The sequence below is a fragment of the Arsenicitalea aurantiaca genome (genome assembly GCF_003994485.1).
GTDB classification, from domain to species: Bacteria; Pseudomonadota; Alphaproteobacteria; order Rhizobiales; family Devosiaceae; genus Arsenicitalea; species Arsenicitalea aurantiaca.
On sequence record NZ_RZNJ01000006.1, the window covers coordinates 121,106 to 143,063 of the forward strand.

The following is a 21,958-nucleotide window of genomic DNA, read 5'->3' on the forward strand; positions in this document are numbered from 1 at the left end:
TCCCCTAGCGGCCGGTCCAGGCCGGGCGCGCCTTGGCCTTGAAAGCGGCGATGCCGGTGCGGAAATCGGCGCTGCCATAGGCCTCGGCAATGAGATCATCGGCATCGGGAAGCACGCCCGCATCGAGGACGCGGCCGATCGCCTGCTTGCTGACGCGAAGCGTGATCGGGGCGTTCCCCGCGATGCGGGCGGCGAGCGCCGCGATCCGGTCCTCCAGCGTGTCGCGCGCGACGATCTCGAAGATGAAGCCGCAGGCGAGCGCTTCCTCTGCGCCGAGGAAATCCCCCACCATCAGCAGGCGTTTGGCGCGGGAGGCGCCGAAACCGGCGACCAGCCGCGCATAATTCTCGATCGAGAGGCAATTGCCGACGGTCTTGGCGATCGGCACGCCCATGCGCGCATCGGGGGTCGCGATCCGCAGATCGCAGACCGAGGCAAGGTTGAGCCCGCCGCCCACCGCCCAGCCCTCGATGACGGCGAGGGTCGGAAACGGCAGGTCCGCCAGTGCGCGGGTGTAGATCTCCATCTCGGCTTCGTAGGCGACGCCGTCCGCGCCCGTCTCAAAGCTCTCGAAGATGCCGATGTCGGAGCCGGCGACGAACGCTTCCCCGCCCGCCCCGCGCAGGATGGCAAGGCGGATGTCGTCGCGGCCGGCAAGCGTGCGGCAGATCTCGTGGAGATCGGCATACATCGGCTTGGTCATCGCGTTGCGCGCTTCGGGGCGGTCGAAGACGATGCGGGCGATGCCCTGATCGAGCGTTAGGGTGACGCGGCCAGGGTTCATCCGAAGGCACCCTCTGCGCGGAAATCGGCGAGGCGATCCGAATGGCCCAGTTCGGCGAGGATCTCCTCGGTGTGTTCGCCCAGGAGCGGCGGATGCCGGCGAAGCGCCTGCGGCGTGCGCGAGAGCCTCACCGGAAAGCCGAGCGTCCTGATCGTGCCCTCGACGGGATGGACGAGCTCCTGCACCATGTTGCGCGCGATGACGTGCTCGCTCGAAAGCGACTGGGCGAAATCGTTGATCGGCCCGGCCGGAATGCCGGCGCCGAGCAGGCGCTCGATCCAGTTGGCGACCGTGTCGGTGAGGAAGACTTCGTTGAGCGCTTCGACCAGCGCCTCGCGGTTCTGCAGCCGATCGCGGTTTTCGGCAAAGCGCGGATCCTCGAGGAGGTCGGGGCGGGCAATGGTCTGGCAGAGCAGCGTCCAGAGCTTCTGGTTGGCCGCGCCGAGCACGAACATGCCGTCGCTGGCGGCGAAGGCCTGATAGGGCGCGCTCATGCGGTTGGCCGAGCCCATGGGTTCGGGGGACCGGCCGGTGGCCCAGAATTCGGTCGCTTCCCAGATCGAGAGCCCGAGCGCGGCCTCAAAGAGCGAGGCATCGACGAACTGTCCGCGCCCGGTGGCCTGGCGGCCGATCACGGCGCTCAGAATGCCGTAGAGCGCGAAGAGCCCCGCGCCCAGATCGCCGACCGAAACGCCCGACTTTACCGGCTGCTGGCCCTTGATGCCCATCGCGCTCATGACCCCCGACATGGCCTGGGCGATGAGATCGAAGCCGGGGCGCTGCGACCAGGGGCCGCTCTGGCCGAAGCCCGAGATGCTTGCATACACGATTGCCGGGTTGATCTTCTCGAGCGTCTCGTAATCGACGCCGAGCTTGCGCGAGACGCCGGGCCGGCTGTTCTCGACGACGATGTCGGCGGTGCGCACCAAGTCATAGAAGACAGCCCGGCCGGCTTCGGATTTGAGGTTGAGCTCGATGCTGCGCTTGTTACGGTTGAGGGCGAGGAAGCCGGGGCTGTCCGATCCCTTCATGCGAAAGCCCATGGCTTTGCGCGTCTGATCCCCCGATTTCGGCGGCTCGACCTTGATAACGTCCGCGCCCATGTCGCCCAGGAGCATGCAGCAGAAGGGCCCGGCCATGACCTGGCTCAGATCGAGCACCCGCAGGCCGGCAAGCGGCAGCGGGTCGGCACCGGCAGGTGCGGCAGCGGGAGCCTGGGCGGCGGGCATTGGGGCAGACGACATGAAACCTCCTCGAACGCGGCGGGGCCCTCATTCCTCCGCCCGGTCTTGATCTCAATCTTGTATACAAAAATGGCGCGGTCAACCCGGTTTCTGCTCGCGCCGATTTGGCTTGGCTCTAAGACGGCTTGTGCATAAGGTTCACCATATCATGAGCGTCATAACCCCCGAACGTACCGAAACCCCGAGCGCAGCGCCCCGGGGGCAATTGCACATCCAGACCGTCGGCCGGCTGCGCGAGATGATCATGAACGGCGTGCTGCCGCCGGGCGCACGGCTGCGGGAAGTGCAGCTTTGCGGGGCGTTAGGAGTGTCCCGTACGCCGGTGCGCGAAGCGTTGCGCACGCTCGCCGCCGAGGGACTGGTGGATCTTCTGCCCAACAAGAGCGTCGTGGTCGCGCGGCTGCGGGCGCCCGACATCGTCCATCTCTATCGCGTCTTCGGCGCGCTCGAGGGTCTCGCCGGCGAGCTTGCCTGCGCGCGCGTCACCGCCGACGAGATCGCCGAGATCGGCCGGCTGCTGAGCGAAATGGTCGACTTGCATGCAAAAGCGGACCGGACGGGCTATATGGCGATCAACCACGCCATCCACCGGCGCGTGGTGGAGATTTCAGCCAATCCGATCCTCGAGGCGCAGTGGCGTACGCTGCTGCCGCGCGTCGAGCGCGCCCGGGCGCTCGCCAATCTCGATCGCGACCGCTGGAGCGCGGCGCTTTTCGAGCACTCCAAGATGTTCGCCGCCCTCGCCGGCCGCGACGGCCCGCTGCTCAACCGCCTGACGCGCGAGCACTTCCTCAACGGCCTGCCTTCCACCACGGCACAGGCCGAACGCGCCGCAGAAGGCCCGACGGGATAGTCAGTCGAAGACCGGCCCCCAGTCCCGCACGATGAGGCGTTCGCCACGATCGAGCGCGGCCATGGCCCGCATGTCGTCATCGTCGAGCGTTAAGCCGGTGGCGCCGAAATTGGCCCGCAGCCGTCCGGCATCGGCAGACGAGGGTATGACGATGAGATCGAGCGCCATCAGATAGGCGAGTGAAACCTGCTCTGGGGTCGCCCCGTGCTTTTCGGCGATCCGGCAGATTTCCGGCTCCGATGCAACGCGGCCGCCGGCAATGGGCATGTAGCAGGTGACCGCGATGCCCCTCGAGCGGCAATGGGCGACGAGCGCCCGGTTCTGCAGGAACGGGTGCACCTCGACCTGATTGTTGGCGATGAGATTTTCCCCGATGATCGCCTCGGAACGCTCCAGATAGGCGATCGGGAAGTTCGAGACGCCGATTTGCCGGACGAGGCCGAGCGAAAGCGCCTCGGCCATCTGAGGCATGTAGGTTTCGAGCGGATATTCCCCGTTCTTGGCCGGCCAGTGGACCAGCGCCAGGTCGATGACGTCGATCCCGAGTTCCTCGGCGCTGCGCCGGAGGCTCGGCACCACGTCACCGGGCCCAAGATTGCTGGTGCTGACCTTGGTCGTGACAAAGAAATCTTCCCGGGGCAGGCCCGAATGCCGCATGGCCTCGCCGCATTCGGCCTCGCTGCGGTAGTCCTGGGCGGTATCAAGATGGCGGTAGCCGATCTCGATTGCCGCCTCGATCGCGGCGACGCCCTCGGGGCCGTTTCTCTTGGCCGTGCCGAGGCCCAGCTGCGGAATAGCGTTGATGGTTTTCAAGAGCGGCGATCCTTAGCGGCGGTTAGCGGAGCACGGTGGGCAGATAGGTCGAGAGCGGCGGCACCAGCGCGATCAGGGCGATGACGAAAAGATGGGCAATGAGGAAGGGGTAGAGCGCCTTCATCAACGCGCCCATCCGTATGTCGCCGATGCGCATGGCGATGAACAGGTTGATGCCGACCGGGGGCGTGATCATCCCCATGGTGAGGCTCAGGATCACCGTCATGGCGAAGTGGATGTCGTCGATGCCCAGGCTGCGCGAGACAGGCGTCAGCAGTGGCACGAAGACGATGATGATCACGGTTGGCTCGAGGAACATCCCCAGCAGAAGGAGGATGGCGATGGTCGCAAAGAGGAAGGGAACCGGCTGGTCCACGAAACTCGTGCGCAGAAAATCGCTCAACGTGCCGAAACCGTTGATGATGAGCACGTAGGAGGCCAGCGAGACCATGGCGACGAGGAAGAAGACCGTGGCGCTGGCGCGGGCGGAGTTCTTCAAGGCCTCCCAGAAGGCGCGACGGCTGAGCGAGCGGAAGACGACGCTGCCGAGGAATATGGCGTAGATGCAGGCGACCCCGCCCGCTTCGGTGGGCGTGAAGACGCCACCCACGGTGCCCCAGACGATGAGTACCGGGAGCGAGACGACGGCGATGCCGTCGAGCGCCAGCCGCCAGGTGGGCTCGTCTGCGTGCAGCAGCGTCTGGCGGGAGTCCGGAAGCTGGCCGGCGACACCCTTGAGATAGATGACGACAAAACAGGCGAGGCCGAGCAGCAGGCCGGGAATGATGCCGGCGACGAACAGCGATACGACCGATACGCCGGTTACCGCAGAGTAAATGACGGCGGTCACCGAGGGCGGAATGATCGGCCCGATGACGGCACTCGCAACGGTGACGGCGGCGGCGAATTCCTTGGTGTAGCCTTCCTTGGGCATGCCGCGGATGAACACCTGGCCAAGCGCTGCGGTATCGGCGACCGAACTGCCCGAAATGCCCGAAAAGAAGACCGAGGCCAGAACGTTGGCATAGGCCGTGGCGCCGCGAATCTTTCCCATGATGCGCTGGCTGAGGGTGATCAGCCGATCGGTGATGCCGGCGCTGCCCATGATCTCGCCGGCGAAGATGTAGAAGGGGGCGGCCAGCAGCGCCATGCTGTCGATCGACGTGATGAGGCGCGTGGGAATGACGACGGGATTGAGCCCGCCGGTCTGGATGCCGAGAATGCCCGCAAGACCAAAGGCAAAAGCCAGCGGCAGCCCGATGATCATGAGGATGGCGAAGGCGCCGATGACGACCAGCACGGCTAGATCTCCCGGGGGGCGGAATCGGCGATCTGACGCTCCGCCCTGCGCAGATTGCTCAGCAGGAAGAAGAGCGAGACGACGATGATGAGAAGGCCGGCAACGGGGACCGCAGCATAAGGGACGGCCATGCTGATGCCGGCCGAGGGTGACATCTGCCCCAGATTGGCGGTCGCGCCGCGAACGCCGTAGATCACCATGTAGCCGGCGACGACCATGATGATGAGGAGGCCGAGGACACCGAGGACGCGCGCAATGATGCCGTTACCGCTCGTCAGGCCCAGCTCCACCGTCATGTGCTCGCGCCGCACGAATGCGGAAACGGCGCCGAGGAAGGAGAGCCAGATATTGCAGTAGCGCATGACCTCCTCGCTCCAGGAGAATGGCGCTGAAAAGACGTAGCGGAACAGAACGGACAGTCCATCGATGATCACGATGCCCAGGAGCAGGAGCGCCGCGATTGTGAGCGTTCCGGTGTCGATCCAGTGGACGAGACGAGCCAGACCGGCTTGGAGCCGTTGGAGGGACATAGTCGACCTCTGATTGGGGAAGAAGGGCCGGCCAGCGGCCGGCCCGGTGGGCGATCAGTGGCTGTAGACGGACGCGTTGGCCTCTTCGACCGCGCCGAGGAAGCGCTCGACGAGTTCGGTGCCGACCTGCTCCTCGATGAAGGCCCGAACCGCAGGCTGGGCGGCCTCCCGGAACATTTCCTTTTCGGCATTGGTGTTGAGGTAGACGTCCACCCCCCGGTCGCGCAGCTTCTGGATGCTGAGCTCGAGCTTGTCCATCTTGAGCGCCTGAGAGTAGTTGGCGAGCAGATGAGCGCCCTCCTGCAGGATCTCGCGGGTGGTCTGGTCGAGCGTCTGCCACCAGTCGTCATTGGTGACGAGGAACTGGACACCCAGAGTGTGATCGTCCGCCGAGACGAAGCTCTGGACCTCGCCGATGCCGGAATCGGCGATGGCGGGGATCGGGTTTTCCTGCCCGTCCACGATGCCCTGCCTGAGCGACATCACGAGCTCGGTTGCCGGCAGGGGCGTGGGCGTAGCGCCGAGCGCACGCATCATCTCCATGTATACGGGGCTCTGCATGGTCCGCATCTTGAGCCCCTCCATGTCGGCAGGCTCGCGGATCTGGCGAACATTGTTACTCATCGAGCGGAACCCGCTCTCTGCAGTCACAAGCGTGCGCACGCCGGTCTGTTCGAGCATGTCGGCGGTCAGTTCGCGCATGAAATCGCTCTCGAGAAACTTCCAGGCGACCGGCGAAGTCGTGACGGCATAGGGGATGGAAAGCACCTGAACCGGGGCATAGAACCCTGCGATCGCGCCATCGGCGGGAAAAGCCAGTTCGAGCGAACCCTGCTGGACCTGCTCGAAGATCTCGCGATCCCCGCCCAGCGATTCAGCGAAGACCCGCAGCTCGATCTCACCATTGCTGCGGAATTCGACGTAGCGCTTGAAGGCCTGGACGGCCTGATACTCGACCTGATCGGGCGAGGCGAAATTGGTGCCGAGCTTGATAAGGGTCGCCCCCTGAGCCGTGCCTGCCATGCCCAGCGCAAGCAGTGCTACGGCGGCGGCGAGCGACTTGCCCGAAACGGTGTTGAAACTCATGTCATGTCCTCCTCTGAATGATCGGTGTGCGGTGTCCCGGAGCGTCTGACGCAGCCGGGCGCCGCATGCATGCGCCACGTGGCGCGCGTCAGCCCCTCCAGGCCGACATGCTTCCATTGTCCGCCCACATGTCCTGGACGGCCTCCTCCCTGAACGGATGCTCCCGGATGGCATCCTCGTTCAGCTCGATGCCCAGCCCCGGCGCATCGGACACGCGATACGCGCCCTGCCGAGGCATGGGACAGTTGGTGACCAGATCGGACCGCCAGGGGACGTCGAATGCCGAAAAGGATTCCTGCGAGACGATGTTCGTGGTCGCCATATCCAGATGCAGCGCGGCCGCCGTTGCCACCGGCCCGAAGGGGCAGTGGAAGGATACCGGGATGCCGTGCGCATCGGCGATGGCGGCGATCTTCTTGGCCTCGAGTATGCCGCCGACCTGAATGATATCGGGCTGCAGCACGTGCGGACGTCCCTGCGCAATGAGCTGAGGGACCTGATGACGCGACCAGCAGCGCTCTCCCGCGGCAATCCGCAGGCCCTTGGGGCGATCGACCTCGCCCAGCATCGCGAAATTCTCCGGCGCGACCGGCTCCTCGAACCAGTAGACGCCCAGCTCGCCGAGCACGTGCGCGATCTGGTTTGCAGTGCCTACGCTGAAACGCCCGTGCCCATCGATCATGATGCGCGCATCGGGGCCGACTGCGTCACGGACGGCAGCAATGGTGTCGAAGCCCAGTCTCAGGACTTCGGGCTGCGGGTCGGCTCCGGCAAGCCAGAACGGATCGAACTTCATGCCGCTATAGCCTTCGGCGACGACCTTGCGCGCTGCCGCGGCAGCCACTTCCGGCGTGCATCCGTTTTCGTACCATCCATTGGCATAGGCCGGGATCGTGTCGTGCACCCGTCCGCCGAGCAGATTGTAGAGCGGCTGGCCCACATGCTTGGCGCAGATGTCCCAAAGCGCCATTTCGATGGCTGCGATGGCGCTGTTGAGGACCGGGCCGCCGCGTGCGTACTCATTGCGGTACATGGCCTGCACGAGCCGCTCGATGTCGAAGGGGCTCGCACCCACGACATATCGCTTGAACATGAGCTCGGTGACCGCAGCGACCGTCTGGGCCTGCCATTGCATGGTGCCTTCGCCGACCCCGGTGATGCCGGTGTCGGTCTCGAGCCGCACGAACAGCAGATTGTTCCACGGTCGTCCAATCAGAAAAGTCTCGAGGCGGGCGAGCTTCACGGTTCCTCCGGTCCAAAATCATCGCTTGAGACTCGATTATATAGAATCCTAGGCGTTGTCTATAGAATATTGCCACCGATCCGCTTGTCCTGTATTGAACCAGCCTCGACAGCAAACAGAGATGATCGCGTGAAGCCCAACCTCTCCCACCGTCTGACCGAGGAGTTGCGCCGGGACATCGTGAACGGCGTGTTCTCGCCCGGCGAGCGGCTCAAGACGGAGGCGCTTGCGGAGCGCTACAAGGTCAGCGCCAACCCGGTGCGCGAAGCGCTCTGGCGGCTGCAGGGCGAAGGCTTCGTGGTGGTGACGCCCAATCTGGGCGCGCGCGTCCGGGTGGTGGACGACGATTTCATACGGAACATCTTCGAGCTGCGTGAGATCATCGAGCCGGTCTTCGTCAGGCGGTTCTGCAACCGAGCATCCTCAGACGATCTGCGACGGCTCGAGCAAGCTCGGCTCGCGTTCGAGCGCGCGGCAGAAACCGATGCCTCCGACTTCTACCTGCTCGATCGCTGCAACCGCGAATTCCACAGGATCATGGTCGAGGAAGAGACCAATACCGAGGCCCTGCAGGTGGTGGAGCGCCATGGCGACATCGTCAACGCCGTGCGCTCGAAACTCGGGATGACGCGCGGCCGGATGCTGACCCGCGCTCGGGAGCATGCCCAGATCGTCAAGGCCCTGGTGGACGCGGACCCCGATGCTGCCGCCGACGCCGCCGCACGACATGTGCGCAACGCCAAGGACGATTTCCTTGCGCAGCTGCGCCATGGACGCACCAACCGCCCCGTCGAAAGCGCCAGCTAGCCGACGCTTTGCTCAGGGGTTCGCCAGCGGCGCAGTCCGTTCCGCGAGCGTCGAAAACGGCGTGGCATCAGGCGTTGCCAGACCCGTCCCAGTTCCATGCCCCCCTCCATCCCGGCGCGACTTTTGGGTCCGCGCGGGGGCGTTCGGCTTTGGCTTGACAGCCGGAACCACCCGACCTAGCGTGCTAAAAAATATTAGCGTTTGAGCGCGGAGGGTCCTTCGGATCCGAACCGGGCCGCGGGAGAGGGAGGTCGGCACGTGGCGTCGGTACGATTGCGCGCGGTTGCGAAGAACTATGGCGCGGTGCGCGCTATCCATGAGGTGAACCTCGACGTCGAGCATCGCGAATTCGTGGTGCTGGTGGGGCCCTCGGGCTGCGGGAAGTCGACCCTGTTGCGCATGATCGCCGGGCTCGAGACCATAAGCGGGGGCGAGATCACGCTCGATGACCAGGTGATCAACGACGTGCCGGCAGGCGGGCGCGGCGTCGCCATGGTGTTCCAGAACTACGCGCTCTACCCGCACATGACGGCGGCCCAGAACATGGCGTTCGGGCTCGAGAACATCGGCATGGCGCGCGAGGAGATCAATCGGCGTATCGCCCATGCCGCCTCGACGCTCAAGATCGAGGAATTGCTGCAGCGGCGGCCAAAAGCGATGTCGGGCGGCCAGCGCCAGCGCATCGCGATCGGCCGGGCGATCGTGCGCGACCCCAAGGTCTTCCTCTTCGACGAACCGCTCTCGAACCTCGACGCGGCGCTCCGGGTGCAGATGCGGATCGAAATCGCGAAGCTCCACCAGCGGCTTGACGCGACGATGATCTACGTGACCCACGACCAGGTCGAGGCGATGACGCTGGCCGACAAGATCGTGGTCTTGAGCGCAGGACGCATCGAGCAGGTGGGGACGCCGCTCGAGCTTTATCACACCCCGCGCAACACGTTCGTTGCGGGCTTCATCGGCTCGCCCAAGATGAACATCATCGATGGCAAGGTGGCCGCGATCACGCCCGAGGGCGTGGACGTCGAGACCCCGAGCGGACGGCTCGCCATCGCGGCCGAGCCCGCCGGCCTTGCGATCGGTGACAGCGTTCGCGTGGGCATCCGTCCCGAGCACATGGGCGTCGGCAAGCCGGGCGACGGGCTCGCAGTCGTGGTCGAAGTGGTCGAGCGGCTCGGCGACGAAACCATGGTTTACGGAACCATCGGGGATGGCACGAGCGTCGTCGTCAAGCTCGACGGCACGGCGCGGGTGCGCACCGGCGAGACGATCCCGATCTCCGTCGCGGCGACGGATGGGCACCTCTTCACCATGGATGGCGAGGCGCTCAGGCGCACGCCGGCCGCGCTCGAGGGGCTCTTCGATGTCTAGCGCCGTCTCTCGGGCGCGCATGGTGCGGCTCCGGGACGGGCTGTCGGCCCTCGCCTTCCTCGCGCCCTTCCTCGTCTTCTATCTCCTCTTCCTCGTCTATCCCTTCGGGCTCGGGATCTGGATCAGCTTTCATGACTGGGAGCTGGTCGGCTCGTTCCGGGAGTGGATCGGGCTCTGGAACTATGAGGACATGTTCGCCGACCCCCAGTTCTGGCGGGCGGTGCGCAACACGCTGACCTTTGCGGCGATGACCGTGCCCGTGATGGTAGGGCTCGCGCTGCTGCTGGCGCTCGGGCTCAACCGGCAGACGCGGATCCACGGGGCGCTGCGGGCGATCTTCTTTACCTCCAACGTGCTTTCGGTCACCGTCGTCACGCTGATCTGGATCATGGTGCTGAGCCCCGATCGCGGGCTGATCGCGCAGCTCTTCCGCTCGCTCGGGCTCGAACCCATCGCGTTCCTCGCCTCGACCACCTGGGCCATGCCCGCGATCGTCGCGACCACGGTCTGGTGGGGGATCGGGTTTCCGATGATCCTCTTTCTCGCGGGCCTGCAGCAGATCCCCGGCGAACTCTACGAGGCGGCGCGGCTCGACAATGCCTCGCCCTGGCGGCGGTTCACGCGCATCACCCTGCCGGCGTTGCGGCGGACCTTCGTGCTCGTTGCGATCCTCCAGGTCATCGGGCAGTTGCAGATTTTCGGGCAGGTGCTGATCATGACCGGGGGCGGCCCCTCGCAATCGACGCGCTCGCTCGTCCAGACCATCTACGAGACCGGCTTTGCGGACTGGCAGCTGGGCTACGCCTCGGCGATGTCGCTCTTTCTCTTCGTCGTGATGTTCGTCGCCTCGATGGCGCAGCTCTATATCGCCCGGCAGGAGGACTGAGATGGAAAAGCGCGCCATCCGCCCCTTCTCCGGCGATACCGTCACCCTCGTCCTGATGATCGCGCTCGCGGCGATGTGGATCCTGCCCACGATCTGGGTGATAAGCCTGTCGCTGCGGCCCAATATGGATCTGATGCGCTCGACGGCGGGGCTGCTGCCCATCCCGTTCACGCTGCAGAACTATATCGACATCGTCTCGGTCTCGATGACGCCGCGCTGGCTCCTCAACAGCGCGATCGTCGCCATCGGCACGACGGTGATCACGCTGATCGTCGCTTCGCTCGCCGGCTATGCGTTCGCGCGGATCGCGTTTCCCTTCAAGCGCACGCTCTTCGTCTTCATCCTTTGCGGGCTGATGATCCCCGAGCAGACCATCATCATCCCGCTGCATGCGATGATCACCGACTGGGGGATGCACAACACCCATGCCGCGCTGATCGCGCCTCGGGTGGCGATGCCGGTCGGGGTGTTCCTGATGACGCAGTTCTTCCGCGCGATCCCGCTGGAACTCGAGGAGGCCGCGCGGCTCGACAATGCCAGCCGGCTGACGGTGTTCCGCCGGATCATGCTGCCGCTCTCGATACCGGCGCTGACGACGCTCGGGATCTACACCTTCCTGCAGGCCTGGAACGACTTCTTCTGGCCCCTGGTCTCGGCGACCAACAGCAACATGTACACGGTGACGGTGGGGCTTTCCTCGCTGCAGGGCAATTTCGCGCAGACCGAGGGGCTCGGCTTCATCATGGCCTCGGCGGTGTTCGCGAGCCTGCCGGTCGTGATCGTCTACGTCATCTTCCAGAAATACATCGTCCGGGGCATTGCGATGACCACCGGCAAGTGACGGCGCGCCCGGGACCGCGCGCCGGCCCTCAGATCGATCAGGTACCCTTAGGAGGAGGAAACATGAAAACCAGTCTTCTTGCCATCTCGGCCCTTGCGGTGATGGTCTCGCCGATCGCGGTGAGCCATGCCGCCGAGGAACTCACCTTCCTGCGGTTCTTCGGCGGGTGCTCGGATCAGTATGCGAACGTCACCGACATGGACCAGGCCGTCGGGGAGTGCGGCGTGATCCAGGTGCTGACCAACAAGTTCAACGCCGAGAACGACCAGGACATCACCATCAACACCCAGAACGTCGAGTGGGGCGTCTATTACGATCTGCTCTCGACCCAGATCGCCAGCGGCCAGCAGCCGGCGATTGCCGTGATGCACCGCAGCGTGCTGCCCAATTTCGTCGCCCGCGACCTGATCGAGCCGCTCGACGATATCTTCGTCGAGGCCGGTATCGACACCTCGGACTTTCTGCCCGCGGCGCTCGAATCGGTCAGCTATGACGGGCAGATCTGGGGCCTGCCCTGGGACATCCATGCGCTGCTCTACCACGTCAATGGCGCGATCATGGAAGAGGCCGGACTCACCGACGCGGAAGGCAACTACATCCTGCCCACGAGCACCGAAGAGCTCTTCGAACATGCGCGGATCGTGCAGGAGCGGACCGGCAAGCGCTATCTCTCGATCGGTTCGCGCAATGACGCGATGACCGCGCGGGTGTTCAACCTTCTGATGTGGCAGCAGGGCTCGGGCATCTTCAACGAGGATCTGTCGGGCGTTCAGATCGACAGCGAAGAGGGGCGCGTGGCGCTCGAATTCATGAAGCGCCTCTATGACGAGGGCGTGGCGCTGCCGATCCATGACGGCAGCGAAGCAACGCAGGCCTTCATCAATGGCGAGGCGGCCGTGTTCGTCAGCGGCACCTGGCAGGTCGATACCATGGCCGCGCATTCGGCAAGCGAGAGCTCGCCGCTCGCCAATTACCAGGTGTTCGATTTCCCGCAGGTGGTGGGCGACACGCGCGCGACCTGGTCGGATTCGCACATGTGGGTGCTGCCGGCCAAGGAGCGGAGCCCCGAAGAGATGGCGGCGACCGTCGCTTTCCTCAGCTTCCTCAACGACAATAGCGGCCAGTGGGCGCGCACCGGGCATCTGCCGGTCCGCCAGTCCGTGCTCGAGAGCGAGGCGTTTGCCGCCCTGCCCTACCGCACGAGCTATGCCGAGACGACCGGCATCGCCCAGGCCGTGCCGATGGTGCAGAACCAGCGCCCGATCCAGGACATCATCCGCGACGGGCTGAGCGCAGTCTGGCTCGGTGACACCGCGGTCGATGCCGCCCTGTCGGACGTGCAGTCGCAGGTGGAGCGCAATTTCCGCCGCGTCCGGTAACGATGACGACGCACCCGGGCCTTGAGGGTCCGGGTGCTTTTCCCTCCGGCTCGGCCAAGGCGCGATCGAGGCGACAGCGGCGACCGGGTTTCCCTCATTTTCAGGCGACAGGCGGACCCGGACGGGCCCGGACGCGTCACCCTTTTTCGGAAATTTCGACGCCATGCGCTCAGCCCAGCATCCCTTCCCGGCCATCCCGCTCGTCACGATCGATCCCTACACCAGCATCTGGTCGATGGCCGACCGGCTGACCGATGACTGGCCGCGGCACTGGACGGGCACCAAGATGGCGCTTTACGGGGTGGTGCGGGTCGACGGCACGCCTCATCGCTTCATGGGCGGAGACGAGTGGCTGGCGCGCGCAGCCGAGCAGCTTTCCTGCACGGTCGAGGCGACGGTCACCCGCTATGTTTTCGCGTGCGGCGGGATTGAGCTGGATGTCGATTTCCTGACGCCACTGCTCGCCGACGATCTCGACCTCATGTCGCGGCCGGTCACCTATATCCGGCTGCGCGCGCGCTCTGTCGACGGCAAGGCACACGCGGTTTCGGCCTATATCGATATGAGCGGCGAGATCGCGGTCAACCTGCCCCATGAGCGGGTCTACTGGGACGATCGGACGGCGCAGGGGCTCCATATGCTGAGCTTCCGGGCGGAAGACCAGCGGCCGCTGGCCGAGGCGGGCGATCATCGCCGCATCGACTGGGGCACGGGCTATCTCGCGGGCCGGGCCGACGAGGTGGAGGCGCTGGTCGGGGACATCAATGTCTGCCGCGACAGCTTTGCCGAGCACGGCCGGCTCAGCGCGGAGGGGCTCGAGCAGCCCCCGCGCAAGGTCGACTACAACAGCGACGCCATTCTCGCGATCACGACCGATCTCAGCATTGCCGCAGGAGGCGAGGCGGCGCGGACCATCTTCGTCGGCTATGACGACGAGGTCTCGATCGAATATTTCGGCAAGGCGCTGCCGGCCTGGTGGCGGCGCGACGGGACGCTTGACGGACCCGCGATCCTTGCGCGCGCGGCGGAGGAAGAAGAGACGATCGTCGCCCGCTGTGCCGAATTCGATCGCGCACTCCATGCGGAAGCGCGCGAGGCCGGCGGGGAGGACTATGCGACCCTTATCGACCTCACCTGGCGCCAGACCATCGCTGCGCACAAGCTCGTCGCCGGGCCCGATGGCCAGCCGCTCTTCATGTCCAAGGAGAATTTTTCGAACGGCTGTATCGCGACGGTCGACGTGACTTATCCGTCGGCGCCTATGTTCCTCGCCTTCAACCCGCTGCTCGTGCGGGCAATGATCGACCCCATCTTCGAATACTGCGCCGGCGGGGTCTGGCCCCACCCCTTCCCTGCCCATGACCTTGGCACCTATCCCAAAGCGAACGGGCAGGTCTATCGCGGGTTCGATCCCAATGTGCCCGACGACATCATCAAGACGCAGATGCCGGTCGAGGAATCGGGGAACATGCTGATCCTCACCGCTTCACTCGCGCTCGTCGAAGGCAATGCCGCTTATGCGGAGCGCCATTGGGGGCTCCTGCGGCAATGGGCGGATTATCTCGTCGAGGTGGGGTTCGACCCCGGCGAGCAATTGTGCACGGACGATTTTTCCGGCGTCCTCGGGCACAACGTCAATCTCTCGGCCAAGGCGATCATGGGGATTGCGGGCTTTGCGATGCTGGCCCGGATGTGCGGGAAGGACGACGAGGCCAGCCATTATCGCGGGGTCGCGGAGCGCTTTGCGGCCGACTGGGTGCGGCTTGCGCGCGATGGCGAGGGCACCCGCCTCGCCTTCAACCAGGAGGGCAGCTGGAGCCTCAAATACAATTTGGTCTGGGACCGGCTTTTCGGGTTCGACCTCTTGCCCGAGGCCGAAAGGCGGCGCGAGCACGCCTTCTACCGAACGCAGATGAACGCCTATGGCATTCCGCTCGACAACCGCTCCTCGCTCACCAAGCCCGAATGGATGCTGTGGGGGGTGTCGCTCGCCGATGACCGGCCGCTCTTCGAGGAGGCCTGCGGGACGATCCTGCGCTATCTCGCCAATACGCCGAACCGGGTGCCGTTCTCGGACCTCTATTTCACCGCCAATGCCCGCAAGCGCGGGTTTCAGGCGCGCTCGGTGCTGGGGGGGCTCCACATCCGCCTGCTCGAAAAGCGCCTTGCGGCCCGGGGCGCCGGGGAGAGCTGATCAAGCCGAAAAAGAGGGACGGCCGGGTACCCCGGCCGTGATCTTGAAGTAAGCGAGACGGCCGGGTGCCCCGGCCGTCAGGGCTCTCATTCGGTGCCGGCGGCCTTGCGGGCGATCGTGCGGGCGCGGTCGATCCGCTCGTAGGGCACGGATGCGGCGGGCAGCGTCATGATTTCGTTGATCGTTTCGAGGGGGAGCTTGGGTTCGCGAGCCGCGGTCAGGAGCCCATTGGTTTCCTGCTCGGTGTCGGTCAGCTGGGTGTAGCAATAGCCGGCAATGAGCGGGCTTTCGGCGACCGTGCCGAAGATGTCGCGGAGCCGCTCCTCGAAGGCGTCCGCATCGGCGACGGTTGAATAGCCGTGCCAGGCTTCGCCATGCCTGGGGGTGAAGCTCAACCCGCCGAACTCGGTCAGCATCATCGGCTTGTCGCCGAGGTCGCGCCCGCCGAGCACGACGCGCCGGCGCGCCGGCCCCATGCCGTGCAGCATCGCCTCCACATCCTCGCTCGTGTGGAAGCGGGAGCGGAGTCCCTCCCCGTCCGGGGCATAATCGTGGACCGACCAGATGTCGCTCTCGACCAGTTCCCAGCCATCATTGGAGATCGCGGGGCGGCTGGGATCGAGCGCCTTGGTCAGATGATAGAGCGCGCTCGCCAGATGCTCCTGGTCCTTACGCTGGGCGATCTGGGTCACCCCCCAGCTCTCGTTGAGCGGCACCCAGGCAACGATGGAGGGATGGCTCTTGTCGCGCCGGATCGCCTCCATCCATTCGCGCGAGAGCCGCTCGATCGAGGAATTGGAGAAGGCATAGGCGCTCGGCATCTCCTCCCAGACGATGAGCCCCAAGACGTCGCACCAGTAGAGGAAACGCGGATCCTCGATCTTCTGGTGGATCCTGAGGCCGTTGAAGCCCATCGCCTTGACCAGTTCGGCCTCGCGCCGCAGCGCATCCGGGCTCGGGGCGGCAAGGTGGGATTCGGGCCAGTAATTCTGTCCCAGCACGAGGCGGAGGTAATAGGGCAGGCCATTGAGCAGGAAGTGCCCGCTGCCGACACCGACGCTGCGGAGCCCGAAATAGCTCTCCACCCGATCGGGGCGCGCGCCTTCAAGCACGATGTCCGCATCGACCAGATTGGGACGCTCGGGCGTCCAGAGCAGATGATCGCGATAGGTGCCGTGCTCGAGGGCCGGAATGGCGATATCGAAGGCGATCTCGCTATCGGCGATGCGGATCGACTGCTCGGCAAGGACCTCGCCCTTGAGGCGCGCGGTGATCGAAAGACGCGTCGGCTCGGCGGGCGGCCGGTTCAGCCGGACCTCGCAGCGCACGCGCGCATTAGCGATATCGGGCACGAAATGGATGTCGGTGATAAAAAGCTCGGGCACGACGCTGAGCCAGACCGGCTGCCAGATGCCGGTCGTGCGATAATACCAGATGGCATGCGGGTTCTCGAGCCAGTCCTGCTTGCCGCGGGGAATGCGGACGTCCTCGGGCTGGTCCTCGGCGCGGAGGACAATCGTCTGCGCGCCCGAGCCGGTCAACGCATGGGTGATGTCGGCGGAGAACGGGGTATGGCCCCCCTCATGGGTCGCAACGCACTGCCCGTTGACCCAGACGGTTGCGGCGTAGTCGACCGCGCCGAAATTGAGGAGCAGGCGCTCGCCAGTTTCGAGTTTCGGCGCCTCGAAGCTGCGCCGGTACCAGACGATGGGGTGAAAGCCCGTGGCCGCGATCCCCGAAGCGCGGGATTCGGGCGGGAAAGGCACGGTGATCTCCTGGCCGAAGCCGCCCTCGCCACGGGCCCAATTCTCGGCGAGCCCCTCGTCCTCATCATCATGGGCAAAGCCCCAGACCCCGCAGAGGTCGACCCAGCCCTCCCGCCGGAACTGCGGATTGGGCGCGAGCGAAGCGGTCGTGGATGCGTGCACGTTCATGAATGTCCTCCTCCGCCCGTGAGGGTCGGTGGCCTTTTGCCATCGCTCCAGAGGCTTGATTGCATTGGAAAGAGCGGGCGCGGCCAATCTGATAAATTTATTTAGCAGCTTGATTGCCCCCCCTGGCTTTGTCAAGCAGGTTGGGCTTGGAGGGGGCGATGAAGAAACGCGTCAAGATGGTCGATATCGCGCGGGCGGCAAAGGTCTCCCAGACGACGGTGTCGCTCGTGCTCAACCACGTCCCCAACATCCGGATCGCCGACGAGACGCGCCAGCGCGTGCTGAGCGTGGCGCGCGAGCTGGGCTATACGCCGGGGCCCTCGCTCTATGATCTCGACCCGGCGCGCAAGCGGCTCTTCGGGGTGATGATCAACGAGATCTCCTCGGCCTATCCGATCAATCTGATCGACGGGCTCAACACCTGGGCGGACACGCAGGGCGCGCAATTGCTGGTGCAGATCACCGGCGGACTGCCCGACCATGACGAGGCCGCGCTCGAAAACTTCGCCCGGTTCGGCATCGATACCATCGTCTATGCCCGCACCTTCACTGCCATCGTCGACGTGCCGCCGCGGCTCGACGCGTTCCGCCACGTGCTTTTGAACTGCCGGCGCCCCGACAGCCGCGGGCTCGCCGTGCTGCCGGCCGAGCGCTATGGCGGCGCGCTGGCAACCGATCATCTGGTGGCTGCGGGCTGCCGCCGGATCGCGACGATCACCGGCGACCCCTGGCAGCTGGCGACGGCCGAGCGGCTCGCCGGGTATCATCGGGCGCTCGGGCGGGCGGGGCTCGCACGAGATGCCGGGCTCGAGCGCCGAGGTGACTGGAGCCATGCGAGCGGCTTTGCCCAGACGCTGGCGCTGATGGCGCTGCCCGAGCCGCCCGACGGCATTTTCTGCCAGAACGACATCATGGCGCGAGGGGCGCTCGCGGCGCTCGCTTCGCTTGGAATGGACGTGCCCGGAGCCGTCCGCGTCATCGGCTATGACGATCGGGATTTCGCGCGCGATCTCGACCCGGCGCTTTCCACGGTCACCCTGCCCCATGTGGAAATGGCCGAGCGGGCCATGGACCAGCTTGCCGGCGAGGCGCAGCCGGGAGATCGGACCACCACGATCCAGGGCAAGCTCGTGGTGCGCAAAAGCACGATGCCGGACGCCTGAGACCGATCGCGGGGCTCAGCGGAGGACGCGGCGGAGATCGGCCTGCACTGCAAGGAGCGGCGCGAGATAAAGGTCCTTGAGCGCAAGGACGCTCTCCTGGCTTGCCGCGACCCCGACATTGATCGCGCCGACTGTACGCCCATGCGCATCGTGAAGCGGCACGGCGATGGACCGCAGGCCAATCTCGACCTCCTGGTCGATAAGGGCATGGCCGGCGCGCCGCGTTGCGGCAATCTCCCCGGCGATCGCTTCGGGATCGGTGAGGGTGAAGCGCGTGCGGGCGGGGAGCGGGCCCGGCCCGAGGCGCTCGCGCATCTCCTCCTCGGGCAGGGCAGCGAGCAGCACGCGGCCCATCGACGTGCAATAGGCCGGCAGGCGCGAGCCCGGCATGAGCGCGATCGACATCACCTTGCGCTGCGCCGCGCGGGCCACATAGACGATCTCCGCCCCGTCGAGGATCGAAACCGACGAACTTTCCCCGAGCGTCTCGGAGAGCCGGTCGAGCACGGGCTGCACGAGCTGCGGCAGCGGCATGGTGGCAAGACAGGCCGTGCCGAGCCGCAACACGCGCGGGGTGAGGGTGAAATATTTCCCGTCGTAATCGGCATAGCCGAGATGGGCGAGGGTCAGCAGGCAGCGGCGCGCCGTCGCCCGATCGAGCCCGGAGAGACCGGCGACTTCGGCAATCGACTGGCGGGGACGGGCCGCCGTGAACGTCTCGATGACCGCGAGCCCCTTGGCGAGCCCGCCCATGATGTCGCGCTCCAGCATCGGCGGGCCTTTCGTGCGATATCTCAACAAATAAGCGATATCGCACAAATCCGTTGAAGGCCAAAGCTCGTTTGCCGATACTCCCTGAAAATTCGGATGGGGTGACGGATGGACAAGAGGGTGGCCGATCTCGAAGCGGCGCTGGAGGGCGTTGAGGACGGGATGAGCGTGATGGTCGGAGGCTTTGGCGGCTCGGGAGCGCCCATCGAACTCCTGCATGCCCTCATCGACCGGTTCCGTGCGACCGGCAGCCCCGGGCGCCTGACGCTCATCAACAACAATGCAGGCAATGGACGGGTCGGCATCGCCGCGATGATCGATGCGGGCATGGTCGAGCGCATCATCTGCTCGTTTCCGCGTTCGGCCGATCCGCGCGCCTTCACCGAGCGCTATCTGGCAGGCGAGATCGGCCTCGAACTCGTGCCGCAGGGCACGCTGGCCGAACGGATCCGGGCCGGCGGCGCGGGCATCCCCGCGTTCTACACGCCGGCGGGCCTCGGCACGGCGCTCGCCGAGGGCAAGCCGACCGCGCGCTTCGAGGAGAAGTCCTACGTGCTCGAACGCTGGCTCAAGGCCGATGTCGCGCTGATCAAGGCCGAGAGTGCGGACCGGCTCGGCAATCTCACCTATCGACGGGCGGCGCGGAATTTCTCGCCGCTGATGGCGATGGCTGCAGCGCTCACCATCGTGCAGGCGACCCGCATCGTCGCGCCCGGGCAGATCGACCCCGAAGCCGTCGTCACGCCGGGCATCTTCGTTGACCGGGTGGTCGAGGTGCCCGACCCGCAGCAGGAGGAGGCGCTGATGCGCGCCGGGGTGAGCCATTGAAGGACAACAAGCTTTCCAATGCGCAGATCGCCTGGCGCGCCGCGCAGGACATTGCGGACGGCGCCTATGTGAACCTCGGGATCGGCTTTCCCGAAATGGTGGCGCGCTTTGCGCCCGAAGGGCGCGAGGCGATCTTCCACACCGAAAACGGCGTGCTCAATTTCGGCGAAGCTCCAGCGGAGGGCGAGGAGGACTGGGACCTCATAAATGCCGGCAAGAAGGCCATCACGCTGAAGCCCGGCGCGGCCTTCTTCCACCATGCCGACAGCTTTGCGATGGTGCGCGGCGGCCATCTCGATGTGGCGATCCTCGGTGCCTATGAGGTGGCCGAGACCGGGGATCTCGCCAATTGGAGCACCGGGCGTGGCGGCGTGCCTGCGGTGGGCGGCGCGATGGACCTCGTGCATGGCGCGCGCCGGATCGCCGTCGTCACCGAGCACGTGACCAAGGATGGCCGGCCCAAGCTCGTCGAGCGCTGCAGCCTGCCCCTCACGGGCGTCGGCTGCGTGACGCGCGTCTATACGAGCCTTGCCGTCATCGACATCGATGCCAACCGGTTCGTGCTGCGCGAGAAGCTGGCCCATATCAGCCTCGAGGCGCTGCAGGCGCTGACGGGCGCAAAGCTCGTCATCGAGGGCGGTGTCTCCGACCTCGTGGTTCCGGAGATCTGAATGCAGGACGCTTTCATCTGCACCTATCTGCGCACCCCCATCGGCCGCTTCGGTGGCACGCTTTCGGGTGTCCGGCCCGACGATCTGGGCGCCGTGCCCCTGCGGGCGCTGATGGCGGCCCATGCGGGCGTCGACTGGGAGGCGGTCGACGACGTGATCTTCGGCAATGCCAACCAGGCCGGCGAGGACAATCGCAACGTCGCGCGGATGAGCCTGCTGCTCGCCGGGCTGCCGGCGTCGGTGCCGGGCACGACGATCAACAGGCTCTGCGGATCGGGCATGGACGCGGTCGCGATCGCGGCACGGGCGATCCGCTCGGGCGAAGCCGAGCTCGTCATTGCAGGGGGCACCGAATCCATGTCGCGGGCCCCCTTCGTGATGCCCAAGGCCGAGACGGCGTTTTCCCGCCATGCGGAAATCCACGACACCACCATTGGCTGGCGGCTCGTCAACCCGGCAATGGAGGCGGCCTATGGCACCGATTCCATGCCGCAGACAGGAGAGAACGTCGCGCGTGAATTCGGCGTCGACCGGGACGCTCAGGACCGGTTTGCGCTGCAGAGCCAGGAGCGCGCGCAACGGGCAGTCGCCAGCGGCCGGCTGGCAAAGGAGATCGTGCCCGTCGAGATCGCGCAGAAAAAGGGCGAGCCCCTCCGTGTCGAAGCCGACGAGCATCCGCGACCGGGCAGTTCGCTCGAGGCGCTGGGACGGCTGCGCCCGCTCTTTGCGGGCGGCACGGTGACGGCGGGCAATGCCTCGGGCGTCAATGACGGCGCAGCGGCACTGATCCTTGCGAGTGCGGCCGGGGCGGCACGGCACGGACTGACCCCAATCGCCCGTTTGCTGGGCTCAGCGACGGCCGGCGTTCCGCCGCGGATCATGGGCATGGGCCCGGCGCCTGCGACCGAAAAGCTCTGCGCGCGTCTCGGGCTCAGACCATCGGATTTCGACGTCATCGAACTCAACGAAGCGTTCGCAAGCCAGGGTATAGCGGTGTTGCGCGCGCTCGGGCTTCCCGAAGACGGGGCGCACATCAACCCCAATGGCGGGGCGATCGCGCTCGGCCATCCGCTCGGCATGTCGGGGGCGCGGATCACGGGAACGGCAGCCCTGGAGCTCGCCCTCGGCACCGGGCGGCGGGCGCTCGCGACCATGTGCATCGGGGTCGGCCAGGGCATCGCGATCGCGCTCGAAAAAGCCGGCTGAGCCGAGCCCGACTTACGCCCTCAAAGCAGAACGCCCGCCGGTCGTGCAACCGGC

At 65.9% G+C, this 21,958-nt stretch carries 20 protein-coding genes; 11 read left to right on the plus strand and 9 right to left on the minus strand.

The window, feature by feature from the left end; all coding sequences use genetic code 11:
- Positions 1 to 4: 4 nt before the first annotated feature.
- Together EMQ25_RS15865 and EMQ25_RS15870 are read right to left on the minus strand one after the other, a co-directional pair.
- Positions 5 to 784, minus strand: coding sequence for an enoyl-CoA hydratase (locus tag EMQ25_RS15865; RefSeq protein ID WP_127189588.1), 780 nt, complete (start codon positions 782 to 784; stop codon positions 5 to 7).
- Positions 781 to 2,028 (minus strand): CaiB/BaiF CoA transferase family protein, encoded by a 1,248-nt coding sequence (locus EMQ25_RS15870; protein ID WP_425290247.1) that lies wholly within the window; start codon positions 2,026 to 2,028, stop codon positions 781 to 783. The genes EMQ25_RS15865 and EMQ25_RS15870 overlap by 4 nt, the downstream gene beginning before the upstream one ends.
- A gap of 148 nt (positions 2,029 to 2,176) precedes the next feature.
- Here EMQ25_RS15870 and EMQ25_RS15875 point away from each other — a divergent pair, with 148 nt between their 5' ends.
- Positions 2,177 to 2,881 (plus strand): GntR family transcriptional regulator, encoded by a 705-nt coding sequence (locus EMQ25_RS15875; RefSeq protein WP_127189589.1) that lies wholly within the window; start codon positions 2,177 to 2,179, stop codon positions 2,879 to 2,881.
- Here the strand turns inward: EMQ25_RS15875 and EMQ25_RS15880 are convergent, their stop codons facing one another.
- The 5 genes from EMQ25_RS15880 to EMQ25_RS15900 form a co-directional block, all read right to left on the minus strand.
- On the minus strand, positions 2,882 to 3,694 hold the full coding sequence (locus EMQ25_RS15880; protein WP_244606618.1) for an aldo/keto reductase: 813 nt from the start codon (positions 3,692 to 3,694) through the stop codon (positions 2,882 to 2,884).
- Between the two features lie 22 nt (positions 3,695 to 3,716).
- On the minus strand, positions 3,717 to 4,994 hold the full coding sequence (locus tag EMQ25_RS15885) for a TRAP transporter large permease (RefSeq protein WP_127189590.1): 1,278 nt from the start codon (positions 4,992 to 4,994) through the stop codon (positions 3,717 to 3,719).
- A 2-nt stretch (positions 4,995 to 4,996) separates the two neighbouring features.
- Entirely contained in the window at positions 4,997 to 5,524 is a 528-nt protein-coding gene (locus EMQ25_RS15890; protein WP_127189591.1) for a TRAP transporter small permease, read from the minus strand.
- A 54-nt stretch (positions 5,525 to 5,578) separates the two neighbouring features.
- Positions 5,579 to 6,610 (minus strand): DctP family TRAP transporter solute-binding subunit, encoded by a 1,032-nt coding sequence (locus EMQ25_RS15895; protein ID WP_158626111.1) that lies wholly within the window; start codon positions 6,608 to 6,610, stop codon positions 5,579 to 5,581.
- A gap of 88 nt (positions 6,611 to 6,698) precedes the next feature.
- Positions 6,699 to 7,853, minus strand: coding sequence for a mandelate racemase/muconate lactonizing enzyme family protein (locus EMQ25_RS15900; RefSeq protein WP_127189593.1), 1,155 nt, complete (start codon positions 7,851 to 7,853; stop codon positions 6,699 to 6,701).
- 129 nt (positions 7,854 to 7,982) lie between these two features.
- Here EMQ25_RS15900 and EMQ25_RS18120 point away from each other — a divergent pair, with 129 nt between their 5' ends.
- The 6 genes from EMQ25_RS18120 to EMQ25_RS15930 all read left to right on the plus strand — a co-directional run bounded on the left by EMQ25_RS18120 (position 7,983) and on the right by EMQ25_RS15930 (position 15,331).
- Positions 7,983 to 8,660 carry a GntR family transcriptional regulator gene (locus EMQ25_RS18120; protein WP_158626112.1) on the plus strand — a complete coding sequence of 226 codons (678 nt, stop codon included), beginning with the start codon at positions 7,983 to 7,985 and terminating at the stop codon, positions 8,658 to 8,660.
- Positions 8,661 to 8,918: 258 nt separating this feature from the next.
- The gene (locus EMQ25_RS15910) at positions 8,919 to 10,031 is read left to right on the plus strand and encodes an ABC transporter ATP-binding protein (RefSeq protein WP_127189595.1); all 1,113 of its coding nucleotides are present in this window, start codon (positions 8,919 to 8,921) and stop codon (positions 10,029 to 10,031) included.
- Positions 10,024 to 10,917: a carbohydrate ABC transporter permease gene (locus EMQ25_RS15915; RefSeq protein ID WP_244606619.1), complete on the plus strand. Its 894-nt coding sequence runs from the start codon at positions 10,024 to 10,026 to the stop codon at positions 10,915 to 10,917. The genes EMQ25_RS15910 and EMQ25_RS15915 overlap by 8 nt, the downstream gene beginning before the upstream one ends.
- 1 nt (position 10,918) lies before the next feature.
- Positions 10,919 to 11,758: a carbohydrate ABC transporter permease gene (locus tag EMQ25_RS15920; RefSeq protein WP_127189596.1), complete on the plus strand. Its 840-nt coding sequence runs from the start codon at positions 10,919 to 10,921 to the stop codon at positions 11,756 to 11,758.
- A gap of 62 nt (positions 11,759 to 11,820) precedes the next feature.
- A complete protein-coding gene (locus tag EMQ25_RS15925; protein WP_127189597.1) occupies positions 11,821 to 13,137 on the plus strand; it encodes an ABC transporter substrate-binding protein in 1,317 nt (438 codons plus the stop codon).
- Between the two features lie 163 nt (positions 13,138 to 13,300).
- On the plus strand, positions 13,301 to 15,331 hold the full coding sequence (locus EMQ25_RS15930; protein ID WP_127189598.1) for a glutaminase family protein: 2,031 nt from the start codon (positions 13,301 to 13,303) through the stop codon (positions 15,329 to 15,331).
- A gap of 86 nt (positions 15,332 to 15,417) precedes the next feature.
- Here EMQ25_RS15930 and EMQ25_RS15935 read toward each other — a convergent pair whose 3' ends face one another.
- On the minus strand, positions 15,418 to 17,265 hold the full coding sequence (locus tag EMQ25_RS15935; RefSeq protein ID WP_127189599.1) for a glycoside hydrolase family 2 protein: 1,848 nt from the start codon (positions 17,263 to 17,265) through the stop codon (positions 15,418 to 15,420).
- A gap of 158 nt (positions 17,266 to 17,423) precedes the next feature.
- Here EMQ25_RS15935 and EMQ25_RS15940 point away from each other — a divergent pair, with 158 nt between their 5' ends.
- A complete protein-coding gene (locus EMQ25_RS15940) occupies positions 17,424 to 18,428 on the plus strand; it encodes a LacI family DNA-binding transcriptional regulator (protein WP_127189600.1) in 1,005 nt (334 codons plus the stop codon).
- A gap of 15 nt (positions 18,429 to 18,443) precedes the next feature.
- Here the strand turns inward: EMQ25_RS15940 and EMQ25_RS15945 are convergent, their stop codons facing one another.
- Positions 18,444 to 19,199, minus strand: a complete 756-nt coding sequence (locus EMQ25_RS15945) for an IclR family transcriptional regulator domain-containing protein (RefSeq protein WP_127189601.1) — start codon at positions 19,197 to 19,199, stop codon at positions 18,444 to 18,446.
- Between the two features lie 108 nt (positions 19,200 to 19,307).
- Between EMQ25_RS15945 and EMQ25_RS15950 the strand changes: the two genes are divergently transcribed.
- From EMQ25_RS15950 to pcaF, 3 genes are read left to right on the plus strand one after another with little or no spacing between them, the layout of a single operon-like run.
- On the plus strand, positions 19,308 to 20,027 hold the full coding sequence (locus EMQ25_RS15950) for a 3-oxoacid CoA-transferase subunit A (RefSeq protein ID WP_127189602.1): 720 nt from the start codon (positions 19,308 to 19,310) through the stop codon (positions 20,025 to 20,027).
- Positions 20,024 to 20,698, plus strand: coding sequence for a 3-oxoacid CoA-transferase subunit B (locus tag EMQ25_RS15955; RefSeq protein WP_127189603.1), 675 nt, complete (start codon positions 20,024 to 20,026; stop codon positions 20,696 to 20,698). Before EMQ25_RS15950 ends, EMQ25_RS15955 begins: the two co-directional genes overlap by 4 nt.
- Positions 20,699 to 21,904, plus strand: a complete 1,206-nt coding sequence (pcaF, locus tag EMQ25_RS15960) for a 3-oxoadipyl-CoA thiolase (RefSeq protein WP_127189604.1) — start codon at positions 20,699 to 20,701, stop codon at positions 21,902 to 21,904.
- The last annotated feature ends 54 nt before the right edge of the window (positions 21,905 to 21,958 follow it).

Excerpts from the sequence above, each read along its gene's own strand:
- EMQ25_RS15935 (WP_127189599.1), bottom strand. The coding sequence starts at position 17,265 with ATGAACGTGCACGCATCCACGACCGCTTCGCTCGCGCCCAATCCGCAG.
- EMQ25_RS15870 (WP_425290247.1), bottom strand. The coding sequence starts at position 2,028 with ATGTCGTCTGCCCCAATGCCCGCCGCCCAGGCTCCCGCTGCCGCACCT.
- EMQ25_RS15925 (WP_127189597.1), top strand. The coding sequence starts at position 11,821 with ATGAAAACCAGTCTTCTTGCCATCTCGGCCCTTGCGGTGATGGTCTCG.
- EMQ25_RS15945 (WP_127189601.1), bottom strand. The coding sequence starts at position 19,199 with ATGCTGGAGCGCGACATCATGGGCGGGCTCGCCAAGGGGCTCGCGGTC.
- EMQ25_RS15895 (WP_158626111.1), bottom strand. The coding sequence starts at position 6,610 with ATGAGTTTCAACACCGTTTCGGGCAAGTCGCTCGCCGCCGCCGTAGCA.
- EMQ25_RS15920 (WP_127189596.1), top strand. The coding sequence starts at position 10,919 with ATGGAAAAGCGCGCCATCCGCCCCTTCTCCGGCGATACCGTCACCCTC.
- pcaF (WP_127189604.1), top strand. The coding sequence starts at position 20,699 with ATGCAGGACGCTTTCATCTGCACCTATCTGCGCACCCCCATCGGCCGC.
- EMQ25_RS15865 (WP_127189588.1), bottom strand. The coding sequence starts at position 784 with ATGAACCCTGGCCGCGTCACCCTAACGCTCGATCAGGGCATCGCCCGC.
- EMQ25_RS15940 (WP_127189600.1), top strand. The coding sequence starts at position 17,424 with ATGAAGAAACGCGTCAAGATGGTCGATATCGCGCGGGCGGCAAAGGTC.
- EMQ25_RS15915 (WP_244606619.1), top strand. The coding sequence starts at position 10,024 with ATGTCTAGCGCCGTCTCTCGGGCGCGCATGGTGCGGCTCCGGGACGGG.
- EMQ25_RS15930 (WP_127189598.1), top strand. The coding sequence starts at position 13,301 with ATGCGCTCAGCCCAGCATCCCTTCCCGGCCATCCCGCTCGTCACGATC.
- EMQ25_RS15950 (WP_127189602.1), top strand. The coding sequence starts at position 19,308 with ATGGACAAGAGGGTGGCCGATCTCGAAGCGGCGCTGGAGGGCGTTGAG.
- EMQ25_RS15890 (WP_127189591.1), bottom strand. The coding sequence starts at position 5,524 with ATGTCCCTCCAACGGCTCCAAGCCGGTCTGGCTCGTCTCGTCCACTGG.
- EMQ25_RS15875 (WP_127189589.1), top strand. The coding sequence starts at position 2,177 with ATGAGCGTCATAACCCCCGAACGTACCGAAACCCCGAGCGCAGCGCCC.